The organism is Phaeobacter sp. JH204B, assembly GCF_048055755.1.
Lineage (GTDB): Bacteria > Pseudomonadota > Alphaproteobacteria > Rhodobacterales > Rhodobacteraceae > Phaeobacter > Phaeobacter bryozoorum.
Genome location: NZ_JAYMXF010000009.1, coordinates 274,755 through 289,659, shown reverse-complemented (window position 1 = coordinate 289,659; position 14,905 = coordinate 274,755). Strand labels below are relative to the sequence as shown.

Annotated in this window: 13 protein-coding genes; 11 read left to right on the top strand and 2 right to left on the bottom strand. The window is 61.1% G+C overall.

Going from position 1 to position 14,905, the window contains the following annotated elements:
* Positions 1-314 precede the first annotated feature (314 nt).
* The gene (locus tag VXL81_RS05495; RefSeq protein WP_416553213.1) at positions 315-1,421 is read left to right on the top strand and encodes a PQQ-dependent sugar dehydrogenase; all 1,107 of its coding nucleotides are present in this window, start codon (positions 315-317) and stop codon (positions 1,419-1,421) included.
* Between the two features lie 60 nt (positions 1,422-1,481).
* On the opposite strand, the gene VXL81_RS05490 is transcribed toward VXL81_RS05495, so the two are convergent.
* Positions 1,482-2,486 (bottom strand): GlxA family transcriptional regulator, encoded by a 1,005-nt coding sequence (locus VXL81_RS05490; protein WP_340545583.1) that lies wholly within the window; start codon positions 2,484-2,486, stop codon positions 1,482-1,484.
* 181 nt (positions 2,487-2,667) lie between these two features.
* Between VXL81_RS05490 and VXL81_RS05485 the strand changes: the two genes are divergently transcribed.
* Positions 2,668-4,038 carry a class II 3-deoxy-7-phosphoheptulonate synthase gene (locus VXL81_RS05485; protein WP_340545582.1) on the top strand — a complete coding sequence of 457 codons (1,371 nt, stop codon included), beginning with the start codon at positions 2,668-2,670 and terminating at the stop codon, positions 4,036-4,038.
* 304 nt (positions 4,039-4,342) lie between these two features.
* Here VXL81_RS05485 and VXL81_RS05480 read toward each other — a convergent pair whose 3' ends face one another.
* Positions 4,343-5,176: a PAS domain-containing protein gene (locus VXL81_RS05480; RefSeq protein ID WP_416553241.1), complete on the bottom strand. Its 834-nt coding sequence runs from the start codon at positions 5,174-5,176 to the stop codon at positions 4,343-4,345.
* Between the two features lie 245 nt (positions 5,177-5,421).
* On the opposite strand from VXL81_RS05480, the gene VXL81_RS05475 reads away from it, so the two are divergent.
* The 9 genes from VXL81_RS05475 to pstB all read left to right on the top strand — a co-directional run bounded on the left by VXL81_RS05475 (position 5,422) and on the right by pstB (position 14,892).
* Complete coding sequence (locus VXL81_RS05475) at positions 5,422-6,318, top strand: YicC/YloC family endoribonuclease (protein WP_340545581.1); 897 nt, start codon at positions 5,422-5,424, stop codon at positions 6,316-6,318.
* A gap of 46 nt (positions 6,319-6,364) precedes the next feature.
* Positions 6,365-7,006: a guanylate kinase gene (gmk, locus tag VXL81_RS05470; protein WP_416534934.1), complete on the top strand. Its 642-nt coding sequence runs from the start codon at positions 6,365-6,367 to the stop codon at positions 7,004-7,006.
* Positions 7,003-7,524: a gamma carbonic anhydrase family protein gene (locus VXL81_RS05465; RefSeq protein WP_340545579.1), complete on the top strand. Its 522-nt coding sequence runs from the start codon at positions 7,003-7,005 to the stop codon at positions 7,522-7,524. The genes gmk and VXL81_RS05465 overlap by 4 nt, the downstream gene beginning before the upstream one ends.
* A gap of 27 nt (positions 7,525-7,551) precedes the next feature.
* Positions 7,552-8,709, top strand: a complete 1,158-nt coding sequence (locus VXL81_RS05460) for a trans-sulfuration enzyme family protein (protein ID WP_340545578.1) — start codon at positions 7,552-7,554, stop codon at positions 8,707-8,709.
* A gap of 49 nt (positions 8,710-8,758) precedes the next feature.
* Positions 8,759-9,799, top strand: a complete 1,041-nt coding sequence (locus VXL81_RS05455; RefSeq protein WP_340545577.1) for a sensor histidine kinase — start codon at positions 8,759-8,761, stop codon at positions 9,797-9,799.
* Between the two features lie 223 nt (positions 9,800-10,022).
* Positions 10,023-11,078 carry a substrate-binding domain-containing protein gene (locus tag VXL81_RS05450; protein WP_340545576.1) on the top strand — a complete coding sequence of 352 codons (1,056 nt, stop codon included), beginning with the start codon at positions 10,023-10,025 and terminating at the stop codon, positions 11,076-11,078.
* Positions 11,079-11,222: 144 nt separating this feature from the next.
* Positions 11,223-12,701, top strand: coding sequence for a phosphate ABC transporter permease subunit PstC (gene pstC / locus VXL81_RS05445; protein ID WP_340545575.1), 1,479 nt, complete (start codon positions 11,223-11,225; stop codon positions 12,699-12,701).
* Entirely contained in the window at positions 12,701-14,080 is a 1,380-nt protein-coding gene (gene pstA, locus VXL81_RS05440; protein ID WP_416534937.1) for a phosphate ABC transporter permease PstA, read from the top strand. The genes pstC and pstA overlap by 1 nt, the downstream gene beginning before the upstream one ends.
* 14 nt (positions 14,081-14,094) lie before the next feature.
* Positions 14,095-14,892 (top strand): phosphate ABC transporter ATP-binding protein PstB, encoded by a 798-nt coding sequence (gene pstB, locus VXL81_RS05435; RefSeq protein WP_061049311.1) that lies wholly within the window; start codon positions 14,095-14,097, stop codon positions 14,890-14,892.
* The last annotated feature ends 13 nt before the right edge of the window (positions 14,893-14,905 follow it).

Here is a 14,905-nt window from a genome sequence, read left to right as displayed (position 1 = left end):
CATCGGGGATCAGCTCACCGCAGCGCTCGTCGCAAGTCCCCAGATCCGCGTCGCATTTCATGCCGGGCGGCGCAAAAGCTGGCCAAATAGAAAATTCGCGCTAAATTCGGTCGAATAGCATGAATATGAGCCATTGGACCGCTCCCCCCAGGGTCTGATCACGGAATTGCGCAGGAGGCGTCATGCATATGGGGAGGTCTGTTATTAGAGTGCTCCAAGTCAACCCATCGTGTCAGGCGATGCGACCCCGGCGACGGCAATCGTCGGCTTGTCAGCCGGAAAGACCGACCGGCCAGACGCGACAGATCCGGCCGATGCTGGCATCCCTGGCACAGCGCTTTATCGCATTAACCCTGCTGGCCACCGTTGGCACCGCGGTCTCGGCACAGACGCTGAGCAGCGATCACGGAGTGTTGAAGGTAGAGCGGATGGCCCACGGGCTGGATATCCCATGGGCTTTTGATTTCCTGCCTGATGGCTCGGTGCTGATCACTGAAAAAGACGGTGACCTGTTGCACCTGGCGGCGGGCCGTCTGACCCGCGTCAAAGGCACTCCGAAAGTGCTCGATCAGGGGCAGGGCGGGCTGCTGGACGTGTTGATTCCGCGCAATTTTGGCAGAACCCGGCGGATATATCTCTCTTATTCGAAACGGCTTGGAAGAGGCTCTGCCACAGCGGTGGCCACCGGGCAGCTCGCCCGGCGCAACACCCAGCTTGAGGGGCTGCGGGACATCTTCGTCGCCGCGCCACCCGCCGACAGTGGGCGCCATTTCGGATCGCGGCTGGCAGAAGGGCCTGACGGAACTCTCTATGTCACTCTGGGTGATCGCGGCGACCGGCCATCTGCCCAATCCCTCACCTCACATCAGGGCAGCATTCTGCGTTTGAATCCCGACGGATCCGTCCCGCGCGACAACCCCTTTACCAAACAGAAAGGGGCGCAGCCGGAAATCTGGTCCTACGGGCATCGCAACCCCCAGGGACTGACCTTTGCCGCCGATGGCCAGCTCTGGTCTGTTGAACATGGCGCCCGTGGCGGGGATGAGGTCAATCTGATCGAGAAAGGCGCAAATTACGGCTGGCCGGTCATCGCCTACGGCCGGCATTATTCAGGGCTGAAAATCGGCGAAGGGACCACAAAGCCGGGCCTGAAGCAGCCGGCCCACTATTGGGACCCCTCGATGGCGCCCTCAAACCTGCTGGTGTATTCCGGCAGCATGTGGCCGGACTGGCGCGGTGATATCTTTGTCGGCTCGCTCAAGTTCGGCTATATCGCGCGGCTCTCCGGGCAACCACTGGCGGAGGTTGAGCAGATCAGGGGCGATGAGACAGGACGGATCCGGGACCTGCGCGAGGCCCCGGACGGTAGCATCTGGTTCCTGTCCGAGACCAATGGCGCGCTCTACCGCCTGTCGCGCTGAACCGGCGCGAACCGGACCCCGGGCCGATCCGGCATAGGCCTGATCCGTTAGGGGCGCGGGTCACAACGTCGGCGGGGCCGATTTGCTGCCGCGTTCGCGATAAGGCGTCGTGTCGTAATGCGCCCGGTAGCATTTGGAGAAATGCGAAGGTGATGCAAACCCGCAGGCAAGCGCCACATTGATCACACTCATATCGGTCTGCATCAAAAGGTTGCGCGCCTTCTGCAACCGCAGTTCCATATAATAGCGTTTGGGAGATCGGTTGAGATAGCGACGGAACAGCCGCTCCAGCTGGCGGGTCGACATGCCGACATTCTGCGCCAGAATCGAGGGGCTGATCGGCTCCTCGATATTGGCTTCCATCATCTGGATCACCATCGACAATTTGGGGTGGCGCACCCCGATCCGGGTCGGGATCGACAGGCGCTGCGTGTCCTGATCGGTCCGAATCGATGAATAGATGAGCTGATCGGCCACCGAATTGGCGATATCCTCGCCGTGATCATTGGCAATCAGCTTCAGCATCAGGTCGATGGAGGAGGTGCCGCCGGCTGTCGACATCCGGTTGCCGTCGATGACAAAGACCGATTTGGTCAGCTCGACCTCGTCAAACTCCTCGTTGAAACTGTCGGCATTCTCCCAGTGAATCGTGGCACGTCTGCCATCCAGCAGGCCCGCGCGCGCCAGCGCATATGACGCCGTGCACAGCCCGCCAACCTTCAACCCCTTGCGCGCTTCGCGACGCAGCCACGACAGCAGTTTTTTTGTGGTGGCTTCCTGCACCGAAATACCGGAGCACAACAGAATTGTGTCATCGCGCTGGAGTTCGATCAGGTCGTCATCCACCTGAAAGGATGTTCCGGCCGAACAGCTGACCGTGCCGCCGCCTTCGGCCAAGAGCATCCAGGTGTAGACCTCGCGGCCAATCATCCGGTTGGCAATTCGCAGACATTCCAGCGCCGAGGCAAAAGACAGCATCGTAAAACGGTCAAGCAAAACAAAGGCATAACGCCGGGATTGGGGCCCTTTGGTCGGGCTTGGTGTTGGCTTGCTCTGCGTCTGCATGGCCAGCGTCCTCATTCAATATTTCTGTTCTTCGCAAGGGCGGATTTTGCGAAATTCGGGCACCGTGTTCATAGCTTCGCGGTGTCGTCAAGACTTTGCAAATCTAAACTGGTCAGCCGGAGTGTGATTTCGTATAGATGGCGTTCGTTAACTTTGAGACCTCTTATGCGGAGACACAGCTATGAGTGAGTGGCAAAAATCGACCTGGCGCCAAAAACCGCGGGTGCAAATGCCAGAATATACCAACGCCGACGCGCTGTCGGCTGTTGAGGCTCAGCTGTCAAAATATCCGCCGCTGGTATTTGCCGGTGAGGCGCGACGGCTGAAACAACACCTCGGCGCGGCCGGCCGGGGCGAGGCATTCCTGCTTCAGGGCGGCGACTGCGCCGAAAGCTTCGATCAGTTCAGCGCCGATGCGATCCGCGATACCTTCAAGGTGATGTTGCAGATGGCGATGGTGCTAACCTACGGTGCCAAGGTGCCGGTGATCAAGGTCGGCCGCATGGCGGGCCAGTTCGCCAAACCCCGCAGCGCACCGACAGAGACCGTGAATGGCGTCGAGCTGCCCAGCTACCGCGGTGACATCATCAACGATCTGGCCTTCACCGAGGCCTCCCGCGTGCCGGACCCGCAGCGGATGCTACAGGCCTATACTCAGGCCGCCGCGACGCTGAACCTGATCCGGGCGTTCTCGACCGGCGGTTATGCCGATGTGAACCAGGTCCACGCCTGGACGCTGGGCTTTACCGAGGGCGAGAAGGCCGAAAGCTATCGTGAAATGGCGAATCGCATCACCGATACGCTCGACTTCATGAAGGCGGCCGGCATCAACAATGATACCGCGCACACCTTGCAGTCGGTTGAATTCTACACCAGCCACGAAGGTTTGCTGCTGGAGTATGAAGAGGCGCTGACCCGTCTGGATTCGACCTCCGGCAAATGGCTGGCCGGCTCCGGCCACATGCTGTGGATCGGTGACCGGACCCGTCAACCGGATGGCGCACACGTGGAATTCTGCAGCGGCGTGCTGAACCCGATTGGTCTGAAATGTGGACCGACCACAACGGCTGAGGATCTGAAGGTTCTGATGGCCAAGCTGAACCCGGAGAATGAGGAAGGTCGTCTGACCCTGATCGCACGCTTTGGCGCAGGCAAAGCCGGCGAACACCTGCCACGCCTGATCAAGGCGGTTCAGGAAGAGGGCGCCAAGGTGACCTGGGTCTGCGACCCGATGCACGGCAACACCATCAAATCCTCCACCGGCTACAAGACCCGCCCGTTTGAGAGCGTGCTGCGCGAGGTTCGCGACTTCTTTGCGATCCACACCGCAGAGGGCACCATCCCGGGCGGCGTGCATTTCGAGATGACCGGTCAGGACGTCACCGAATGCACCGGCGGCGTGCGCGCCGTCACCGATGAGGATCTCAGCGACCGTTATCACACGGCCTGCGACCCGCGCCTGAACGCCAGCCAGTCGCTGGAGCTGGCCTTCCTCGTTGCGGAAGAAGTCTCGCAGCTGCGCGCCCGCACCGCGGAGCGTCAAGCCGGCTGATCACCCACAGATCCACCCTGATCATCAGGATGGCACCTAGCAATGGACCCTCACCCCATCCGGGTGAGGGTCTTTTTATTCAAAGGGTTGGGAGAAGTTGCTGATGCACCTTAGCCAGAGTTTCGGCAGCGATCCGCAAGGCGCCACCAGCCCCGTGGGCGCAGCACCTTGGACATGGCGACAGCGTCGTTTGCGCATCTGACAAAAGGGAAACGCCCCGGACCTTCTGTCGCGGGGCGTCTGCTTTCTAGCTATGTCCAGTAGCGCGAAAGTATCTCGGGAATATGCTGTGCCGTCTCAGGCCTCAGTCTTTGCTGACCACCAGTCGCAGGTGGCTGCCGCGCTTCTTGGCGGGCTGTTTTTCGGTCTTTGGCGCCACGTCCTTCGCGCTCGACATCTGGCGGCTGCGCTCAATCAGCGAACGCGCTTCGGTCATCACGCTCGGCTCTGGCTCAAACCGCGCCTGCGTCTCGGCAAACCCCGGATTGGGTGTGTTGACGTCCTGCGGTTTACGCTGGGGTGCGACCGGATCAGCGGCGCGTGGCTTGGCCTTAAAGGGCGTGTCGCCCTTATGGCTGACCTGACGGATCTTTGTTTCGGTGATGGAGAACCGCTGTGACGTGCCGGTCGGGTTGCCTTCGGAGATGAAAACACCCAGCGCACGGCTGATGTCGCCCAGATCGCTGCGCAGCGGCAGCAGCAGCATACGCGCCTCACGTGCGCCGCGCAGACGGTTGTTTTCGGTCTGAAGCGTCAGTTCGATGATGGCGGGCGTGTCGAACATGGTTTCCATTGCCGCGCTCATCTGTTTGCGCGCCTCCGGTGTGAAGAAAGCGGTGATCGGCATGCCGCGCACTTCCATGCCAGCCATTTCATTCACCCGCTGTCCGGCCAGACGGAACCGGGCGATACCGGGCGCGATCCGTTCCAGAATAAAGGTCTGGGGCAGGATGTTCTCCAGCCCGCGCGGGTCAATCTGCGACCGGCTGGGAATGTCATCACCCCGGCGCAGGGCAGTCCAATAGGCCTCCGCCTGACGCATGGGCGACAGCGATCCCGCAGCACGGAACCGGTCCATTGCCACAACCTTAGTTTGACCATCGGTCTGATCGTTATCTTTGCGGCCGCCAAAAAACATCGCTGTCATCCTCGCTGGATCCGGCTGGGTCATGCGCCAAGCTAAAGTTGGTTGCCTAACGATTAATGCCGAATTGGTTATCCTGAAGTTAACATGCCACAATCTTATTCAATTTTGGACTACTTCTTTAATCAATGGTTAACACTTTAGGATAGGACCGCGCGCTTATGGACTTGTCGGCTGCCCGTTTGTAAACCTTTGACCACGCAAAACTGCGCCTTGGGCGCCTCGGAGGGCAGCAGGACATGACCATCCATTCAATGACGAGCTTTGCAGCGGGACAGGGCAGCATCGGCGCCCATAGCTGGTCGTGCGAATTGCGCTCGGTCAACGCCAAGGGGCTGGATCTGCGGCTGCGCATTCCGGACTGGCTGGAGGGGCTTGAGACCAACCTGCGTGGCCAATTGAGCAAGGCGCTGTCGCGCGGCAACGTCTCCATGACCCTGCGCATCAGCCGCAGCGAAGCCGCCGCAAGCGCGCTTGAGATCAACCAGCCGGCGCTGGCATCGCTGTTGCAGGCAATTGCCGAAGTGGAGCGTCAGGCCGATGCGGCGGGCATCGTGCTGGCACAGACCACGGCGGCCGATCTTCTGGCGCAGCGCGGCGTGTTGGAGCAGGCCAGCAGTGCCGATGATCCCGCCCCGATCGTGGCGGCACTGAGCGCAGATTTCGCCGCAATCCTGTCCGACTTTGTTAACATGCGCGCCAGCGAGGGCGCCGCGCTGAAGACCGTGCTAATGGACCAACTGGACCAGATCAGCACGCTGCGCGATGAGGCCGCACGCCGCGCCGAGGCGCGCAAGGATGAGGTTGCCGCAAACCTGCGGACCAATCTTGCGCGGGTTCTGGACAACAGCGACGGCGTCGATGAAACCCGTCTGGCGCAGGAACTGGCGCTTCTGGCGGTAAAATCCGACGTCACCGAAGAATTGGACCGGCTCACCGCCCATGTTGCGGCAGCGCGTGACCTTCTGGCCAAGGGCGGGGCGGTCGGGCGCAAACTGGATTTCCTGATGCAGGAATTCAACCGCGAGGCCAACACACTCTGCGCAAAAGCGCAGAACAGCGATCTGACGGCGGTCGGGCTTGAGCTGAAGGCGGTGATCGACCAGATGCGCGAGCAGGTCCAGAACATCGAATAACGACACAGAATAACAACAACGTCATAAGACATAAGGAGAGCACGCCATGGCAGATCGGCGCGGCCTGTTGATCATCCTTTCTTCGCCCTCGGGGGCCGGGAAATCCACATTGGCAAAACGACTGCGGTCCTGGGATCCCAGCATCGAATTCTCCGTCTCCGCCACCACGCGCAACCCGCGCCCGGGCGAGGTGGATGGGCAGGACTATCATTTTATCACCACCGATGCCTTCAAAACTGCGGTGAGCGAAGGCGACATGCTGGAACACGCTCATGTGTTCGGCAATTTCTACGGCTCGCCCAAGGGGCCGGTAAAGGCGGCGATTGATAGCGGGCGCGACGTGCTTTTTGATATCGACTGGCAGGGCGCCCAGCAGATCCGCAACTCAGATCTGGGCCAGCACACGCTGTCGATCTTTCTGCTGCCCCCCTCGATCTTGGAGTTGCGCCGTCGTCTGGAAAGCCGGGCGCAGGACGATGCCGCTACGATCACCCGCCGGATGGAGAAAAGCTGGGACGAGATCAGCCACTGGGGCAGCTATGACCACGTGCTGATCAACGATGACCTCGACGCGACCGAGACACAGCTGAAGACAATTATCACCGCCACCCGCCTGCGCCGGATCCAGCAGCCGCATCTGATGGACCACGTGCGCGGCCTGCAAAGCGAATTTGAGGAGCTGTCATGACCATCTATGCCCTGGGCGACAAGACCCCGAATATCCACGCCGACACCTGGGTCGCGCCCGACGCCAACCTGATTGGCCTTGTGGTGCTGGAGGAGGGGGCCTCGGTCTGGTTTGGCACCACCATCCGGGCCGATCACGAAGAGATCCGTATCGGTCGCGGCTCCAACGTGCAGGAAAACTGCGTCATGCACATTGACGCAGGCTACCCGCTGACCATTGGTGAAAACTGCACCATCGGCCACAAGGTGATGCTGCATGGCTGCACCATCGGCGACAACTCCCTGATCGGAATGGGTGCGACCATTCTGAACGGTGCCAGGATCGGCAAGAACTGCCTGATCGGTGCGGGCGCCCTGATCACAGAGAATAAAGAAATCCCAGATAACTCTCTGGTCATGGGCGCACCCGGCAAGATTGTCCGGGATGTTGACGAGGCTCTGGTGCAGTCGCTGCGCCAGAGCGCTGAGCACTACCAGGAAAACATGCGTCGTTTTCGCGACGAACTGACAGAGGTCTGACACGTGAGAAATTCCAAAGGGTCGCTGATGCGGCCAGATCCCTTGCCCTTCAGCGCGAGCCATCCGGTTGTGACACCGCTCAGCCCGTCGGTGGTCTATGCCAGCGAAACGCCGGATGCGCTTGATGACCAGTACGAAGGGCGGGTGCACGGCTATACCTACTCCCGCGAAGGCCATCCCAATGCCGATGTGGTCGCCAAGCGGCTGGATGCGATGGAAGGTATGCCCGGCGGTGTCGTGACCGGCTCCGGCATGGCGGCGGTTTCGGCCGTTCTGCTGGGCCTGCTGAAAACCGGCGATCACGTGATTGGCGGCAATCAGCTCTACGGGCGGTCGATGCGCCTGATGGCCGAGGATCTGCCGCGTCTGGGCATTGAAACCACTTTGGCCAATCCCGGTGATGTGGCCGCAGTGGAGGCCGCGATCCGCCCCGAAACCAAGATGATCCTGGTCGAGGCGGTGTCAAACCCGACGCTTGCCGTCGCCGATATCGACGGGCTGGCCCAGCTCTGCAAGGATCGCGATATTCTCTTGGTGGTGGACAATACCTTTACCACACCGCGGGGCTTTCGTCCCTTTGACCACGGCGCCGATATCGTCATTCATTCAATCACCAAGCTGCTGGCCGGCCATTCCGATGTGATGCTCGGTTATGTCGTGGCCAAGGATCCTGAGATCAACACCCGTCTCAGCGTCTATGTGGTGACCACCGGCATGACGCCCAGCCCGTTCGACTGCTGGCTCGCCGAACGCGGCATGCTCTCGTTCGAGCTGCGGTTTGAACGCGCCCAGGCCACGGCGGTGACGCTGGCGGACCATCTGGCGGGGCTGCCGGGGGTGAAGCGGGTGATCTACCCGACCCGCAAGGATCATCCCGATCACGAGCGCGCAATGGCGCTGTTGGAGGGCAGGGGCTGCAATATGGTCAGCTTCGAGCTTGAGGGCGGGCGCGCTGCCGCCAATGCCTTTACCCGAGCGGCAGATGGGCTGAACTTTGCCCCGACCCTGGGCGATGTGGGCACAACGCTGTCGCATCCGGCCTCTTCCTCGCACCGCGCCCTTAGCGCGGAGGATCGCGCAAAACTGGGGCTGAGCGAAGGGTTCTTCCGCGTCTCGGTCGGGCTTGAGGATCCGGCAACGCTCTGCGCTGTCTTCACCGAAGCGGTCGCGGCTGCCATGTCATAGTTACAATTGATTTGTAACACGGCCGGCACAGCTAAAACGCGAGGGGCACATGACTGACGATCTGATTAACGGTTTCATGGAGGCCATCCCCTTGCCAGCTGTGCTGGTCGATCAAAGCGAAAGGTTCATCGCCGCAAATGCGGCGGCGACCACGCTGCTGGGCGCCAATCTGGTCGGGCGCCATTTCGCCACCATCCTGCGCCAGCCCAATGTGGCCACGGCGATCGAAAGCTGCCTTTACGACCGCAGCGCCAAAACCGCGCGTCACCTGTCCAATGATGGCGCACAGGACACCACGTTTGAGGTGGCCCTGCGCTATGTGCCGGGCATCGGCGCCGTGAATGGCGGCGCGGCGCTGATCAGCCTCACGGATATCACCGAGCGCGAGCAGGCGAGCCAGATGCGGCGTGATTTTGTCGCCAATGTCAGCCATGAACTGCGTACGCCGCTCACTGCGCTTATGGGGTTTATCGAAACGCTGCGCGGCCCTGCACGCGATGATGCTGCGGCACGGGATCGGTTTTTGCAGATCATGCAGGATGAAGCCAATCGGATGAACCGGCTGGTTGGTGATCTTCTGTCGCTGAACCGGGTCGAAAGCGAGGAGCGGGTGCGCCCGCGCGAACAACTGGATCTGGGCGCTCATCTGGCCTCGACCCTGAAATCGCTGGAGCCGGTTGCAGAGGCCGCCGAGGTGCAGCTGACGCTCGACATACCGGAGACGCCAACCGCCGTTACCGGCGATCCAGACCAGTTGCAGCAGGTCTTCACCAATCTGGTTGAGAACGCGATCAAATATGGCGGCGATCACGTCACGCTGCGGTTGCGGACCCGTGATCGTGATCCGGCGGTCCGCGCCGCTGCTGTCAGGGTCGAGGTAATCGACAACGGCAGCGGGATCGACCCCGTGCATCTGCCGCGCCTGACCGAACGGTTCTACAGGGTGGATACCCACCGATCCCGAGAGCAGGGCGGCACCGGTCTGGGGCTGGCGATTGTCAAACATATCGTCAACCGCCATCGCGGCCGCCTGCGGGTTGAAAGCAGCGCCGCCACTGGCACCGTCTTTACCGTCATCCTGCCGCGCTGAGCCGGCCACCGGGGCGCCGATGTGGCCTAAGCCGCGCCAACAGCCGCCAGCGATTAACAAAAACCGGGGCACCCGGAGCGTTTTGTCACAAAAATCCGCCAGAAATCCGGGTTTGTCATACAGCTGTTACATAGCTGTCACAAAAGGCTCACGCGCCGCCCTTAGGTGAGGGCGCAAGATCATCATGGGATGATCCTGAAAATTGACACCCAAGGAGACACAGATGTCCTTTGTGAAACTCACCGCATCCGCCCTGGCCATTTCGGCTGTTTCTGCCACTGCTGCGGCAGCGCGCGATCAGGTTCAGGTTGCCGGTTCTTCGACCGTTCTGCCCTATGCCTCCATCGTGGCCGAAGCCTTCGGCGAGAACTTCGACTTCCCGACACCGGTTGTCGAATCCGGTGGGTCCTCGGCTGGCCTCAAGCGGTTCTGCGAAGGTGTTGGTGAAAACACCATCGACGTGGCCAACGCATCGCGCCGCATCAAGGACAAGGAAATCAAGGCCTGCGCCGAAAACGGCGTGACCGACATCATCGAAGTTCAGATCGGCTATGACGGCATCGTGTTTGCCAATGACATCAAAGGCAACGCCTTTGAATACACGCCGACCGACTGGTTCCTGGCGCTCTCCGACGAAATCCTGGTTGATGGCAAAATGGTCGCCAACCCGAACAAGACCTGGGCCGACGTCAACAGCGCCTTCCCGGCACAGAACATCCAGGCCTTCATCCCCGGCACCAAGCACGGCACCCGTGAAGTCTTCGAAGACAAGGTGATCCTGGCGGGCTGTGAAGCCACCGGCGCATTCGAACACCTGCTGGCCCACGCCGAAGGCGACAGCGACAAGGCCAAGAAGAAAGCCGCCGAGAAAGCCTGCATCTCGCTGCGCACCGATGGCGTGTCGGTGGACATCGACGGCGACTACACCGAGACCCTGGCGCGGATTGAATCCAACAAGGACGGTATCGGTGTCTTTGGTCTGGCGTTCTACGAGAACAACACCGACAAGCTGCAGGTTGCCACCATGTCCGGCGTGGTTCCCACCACCGAGAGCATTGCCGAAGGGGAATACCCGGTATCGCGTCCGCTGTTCTTCTACGTGAAGAAAGCCCATATCGGCGTGATCCCCGGCCTGAAGGAATATGCTGAATTCTTCGTCGCCGATGAAGTTGCCGGTCCCGATGGCCCGCTGGCGGAATACGGTCTGGTTGCCGACCCCGAGCTGAGCAAGACACAAGCCGTGGTTTCCGAAGAAGAGGTCATGGGCGGCAATTCCTGATCGCTCGGCCAGAATGAGACAACGGGCCGGGGCATCTAGGGTTGCCCCGGCCCATTTCACGACCACCAAATGAAATACCCCTGCATGTCGGCGCGTCCGACGCCGCAGGAGCGGAGTTTCCGCCCCACTCAAACGGAGTAGCTGATGCCGACAGTCTGGCTCGTTATTGCCCTGATCGCCCTTTCGGGGCTGGGCTTTGTGCTTGGGCGCAAGCGTGCGCTTGCTTCGGCCGGGGGCGACGCCAAGGCGTTGCATTCCCTGCCGGCCTACTATGGTCACAACGTGGCCTTCAGCGCGCTGGTGCCTGCCCTTGCCGTGTTGGCGATCTGGACATTGGCCCAGCCCATGGTGATCGAAAATCGCGTCTCGGCGATGATCCCCGCCGAGATGGTGCCGGAGAACTCCACTCTGGGTCTGGTGATGAGCGACGTGCGCCGTCTTGCCGACGGGCTGGATCAGGCGGTGGCGCAGGGGCTGCTCTCGCCGGATGAGGCGCGCAGCCTCGACAGCGGTGAAACGGATATTCGTGCCCGCCTCGGCGACATCGGCGTCGCCCTCGGGTCTGAAGTCCGCCCGGAGGTTCTGAGCGCGGCCCAGAGCTATCGCAGCCAGTCAAACAAAGGCCAGATCATCATGTCGGTGATCGTCGGTCTTCTGGCGATTGTCGGCTTTGCCTGGGCCTATGGCCGCACGCATAAGGATTTCCGCGCCCGCAATGTGGTGGAACAGGGGATCATGGCACTGCTGGTTCTGGCGGCCAGCCTCGCGATCCTGACCACGGTCGGTATCGTTTTCTCGATGCTGTTTGAGAGCATCAACTTCTTTGGCCTTCACGCCTGGTCAGATTTCTTCTTTGGCACCACATGGGCGCCGAATTTCCGCGGCGACAGCGATCTGTCGATCCTACCGCTGCTGTGGGGCACGCTTTATATCTCTGCAATCGCCCTTGCTGTCGCAGTGCCTGTGGGCCTGTTTGCCGCCATCTACCTGTCAGAATACGCCGGCAGCACCACGCGCGCATTTGCAAAACCGCTGCTGGAAATCCTCGCAGGTATTCCGACCATCGTTTACGGCCTGTTTGCGCTGCTGACGGTTGGTCCGCTGCTGGTCAAGGTCTTTGGCCAGGGTGAGGATGGCCTGCTGGGCGTCGAATGGATGAGTGGTGCGACCTCGGTGCTGACCGCCGGACTGGTGATGGGCATCATGCTGATCCCCTTTGTTTCCTCGCTCTCTGACGACATTATCAACGCAGTGCCGCAGGCGATGCGTGATGGCTCGCTCGGGCTTGGCGCCACCAAATCGGAAACCATCCGCCAGGTGGTCCTGCCGGCGGCGCTGCCGGGCATCGTCGGCGCGGTGCTGCTGGCGGCCTCACGCGCCATTGGCGAGACGATGATCGTCGTGATGGGGGCAGGGGCGATTGCCAAGTTCTCGCTCAACCCGCTGGAATCAATGACCACGATCACCACCCGTATTGTCAGCCAGCTGACGGGTGATACGGATTTTGCCAGCCCCGAAACGCTGGTTGCCTTTGCTCTGGGGCTCACGCTGTTCGTGCTGACCCTCGGCCTGAATGTCCTGGCGCTCTATATCGTGCGCAAATACCGGGAGCAGTACGACTAATGACCGATATCAGCCAAAACACTCCGGGAAACACTCCTGGGCCAAACGCTGGTGCCGAACGGCGCCATGCAGGCTCGCTGTTGCAGCAATCGGATCGCACCCGAAAGCGCAACGCCGCCGAGCGCCGCTTTCGCGGCTATGGCATGGCCGCAATCGCGGTTGGCCTGCTGATGCTCGCTGTGCTGGTGTTCACCATCGTCAGCCGGGGCACCGGTGCCTTTCAACAGACTTTCATCACGCTTGAGGTGGAGCTGCTGGAAAGCAAGCTCGACAAATCCGGCACCCGTGATCTGGAGGCCATCAAGAAGGTGACCACCTTTGGCTACGCGCCGCTGATCAAGAACGCGATGGAAACCAAGGTGGCCGAGCTTGGCATCCAAACCGGTCTCAAGCCCAAGGAACTGGCGGGCCTCCTGTCCAAGGACGCCGCCGCGCAGCTGCGCAGCTTTGTGCTGGCCAACCCCGACCAGATTGGCGAAACGGTTGTGTTCCGCTTCCTCGCCTCCAGCCGTGTCGACGGCTACCTCAAGGGCCGGGTCAGCCGTGACAGCATCGCCAATGACAAGAGCATTTCCTCCGAACAGCTGGATCTGGTCGATGCCTTGGTTGCGGCTGGGATCGTGGCCAAGACCTTCAACCTGGATTTCATCACCGGTGCGGATGCGTCTGACGCGCGCCCCGAAGCCGCGGGCATGGGGGTTGCGATGATGGGGTCGCTGTTCATGATGCTGGTGGTGCTCGCGCTGGCGCTGCCGATTGGCGTCGCGGCGTCGATCTATCTTGAAGAATTTGCACCGAAGAACTGGCTCACCGACGTGATCGAGGTGAATATCTCCAACCTGGCGGCGGTGCCGTCCATCGTGTTCGGTATCCTCGGCCTTGCGGTGTTCATCAACTACATGCACCTGCCGATGTCGGCACCGCTGGTCGGCGGTCTGGTGCTGACGCTGATGACCCTGCCGACGGTGATCATCTCAACCCGCGCCGCATTGAAGGCTGTTCCGCCGTCGATCCGCGACGCGGCGCTGGGAGTGGGGGCCTCGCGGATGCAGGCGGTGTTCCACCATGTGCTGCCGCTGGCGGCACCGGGGATCCTCACCGGCACCATCATCGGGCTGGCGCAGGCCCTTGGCGAGACCGCACCGCTGCTGCTGATCGGCATGGTGGGCTTCATCGCCTCCAACGCGCCGGAAACCATTGCCGACGGCCTGCTGGCGCCGAATTCCGCCATGCCCGCGCAGATCTACGAATGGGCAAAACGTGCCGATCCGGCATTTTACGAACGCGCCTGGGGCGGTATCATCATCCTGTTGATCTTCCTCGTGACCATGAACACAGTGGCCGTGATCCTGCGCCGCCGCTTTGAACGCCGCTGGTAAGAGGGGCAGCCGAAATGAACCAGATGACTGCATTGGACAAAGACGTGCACACAGAAAAAACCAAGATCGCCGCCAAGAATGTGAATGTCTATTACGGCGAGGCCCACGCGATCAAGGACGTGAACGTCGAGATCGAAGACAACACCGTCACCGCCTTTATCGGTCCGTCGGGCTGCGGCAAATCCACGTTCCTGCGCTGCCTGAACCGGATGAACGACACCATCGACATCTGCCGCGTGACCGGTGATATCTCGATCGACGGCGAGGATATCTACGACAATCGCGTCGACCCTGTGCAGCTGCGCGCCAAGGTTGGCATGGTGTTCCAGAAGCCGAACCCGTTCCCCAAGTCGATCTATGACAATGTTGCCTATGGCCCGCGCATTCACGGCCTGGCCGCCAATAAGGCCGAGCTGGACGAGATCGTCGAGAAATCCCTGCGCCGTGGCGCCATCTGGGATGAGGTGAAGGATCGCCTGGACGCGCCTGGCACCGGTCTGTCCGGTGGCCAGCAGCAGCGCCTGTGCATTGCGCGCGCCGTCGCGACGGAGCCGGAAGTGCTCTTGATGGATGAGCCATGTTCGGCGCTGGACCCGATTGCAACCGCCCAGATCGAAGAGCTGATCGACGAGCTGCGCAACAGCTATTCGGTGGTGATCGTCACCCACTCGATGCAGCAAGCCGCGCGCGTCAGCCAGAAAACCGCCTTCTTCCACCTCGGCAACCTGGTGGAGTTTGGCGCGACTGGCCAGATCTTTACCAATCCCGAAGATCCCCGCACCGAAAGCTATATCACCGGCCGCATCGGCTGATCGTGAGGACCAA

Excerpts from the sequence above, each read along its gene's own strand:
- VXL81_RS05495 (WP_416553213.1), top strand. The coding sequence starts at position 315 with ATGCTGGCATCCCTGGCACAGCGCTTTATCGCATTAACCCTGCTGGCC.
- pstA (WP_416534937.1), top strand. The coding sequence starts at position 12,701 with ATGACCGATATCAGCCAAAACACTCCGGGAAACACTCCTGGGCCAAAC.
- VXL81_RS05460 (WP_340545578.1), top strand. The coding sequence starts at position 7,552 with ATGCGGCCAGATCCCTTGCCCTTCAGCGCGAGCCATCCGGTTGTGACA.
- VXL81_RS05480 (WP_416553241.1), bottom strand. The coding sequence starts at position 5,176 with ATGTTTTTTGGCGGCCGCAAAGATAACGATCAGACCGATGGTCAAACT.
- VXL81_RS05475 (WP_340545581.1), top strand. The coding sequence starts at position 5,422 with ATGACCATCCATTCAATGACGAGCTTTGCAGCGGGACAGGGCAGCATC.
- VXL81_RS05465 (WP_340545579.1), top strand. The coding sequence starts at position 7,003 with ATGACCATCTATGCCCTGGGCGACAAGACCCCGAATATCCACGCCGAC.
- VXL81_RS05485 (WP_340545582.1), top strand. The coding sequence starts at position 2,668 with ATGAGTGAGTGGCAAAAATCGACCTGGCGCCAAAAACCGCGGGTGCAA.
- VXL81_RS05455 (WP_340545577.1), top strand. The coding sequence starts at position 8,759 with ATGACTGACGATCTGATTAACGGTTTCATGGAGGCCATCCCCTTGCCA.
- VXL81_RS05490 (WP_340545583.1), bottom strand. The coding sequence starts at position 2,486 with ATGCAGACGCAGAGCAAGCCAACACCAAGCCCGACCAAAGGGCCCCAA.
- VXL81_RS05450 (WP_340545576.1), top strand. The coding sequence starts at position 10,023 with ATGTCCTTTGTGAAACTCACCGCATCCGCCCTGGCCATTTCGGCTGTT.
- pstB (WP_061049311.1), top strand. The coding sequence starts at position 14,095 with ATGAACCAGATGACTGCATTGGACAAAGACGTGCACACAGAAAAAACC.
- pstC (WP_340545575.1), top strand. The coding sequence starts at position 11,223 with ATGCCGACAGTCTGGCTCGTTATTGCCCTGATCGCCCTTTCGGGGCTG.
- gmk (WP_416534934.1), top strand. The coding sequence starts at position 6,365 with ATGGCAGATCGGCGCGGCCTGTTGATCATCCTTTCTTCGCCCTCGGGG.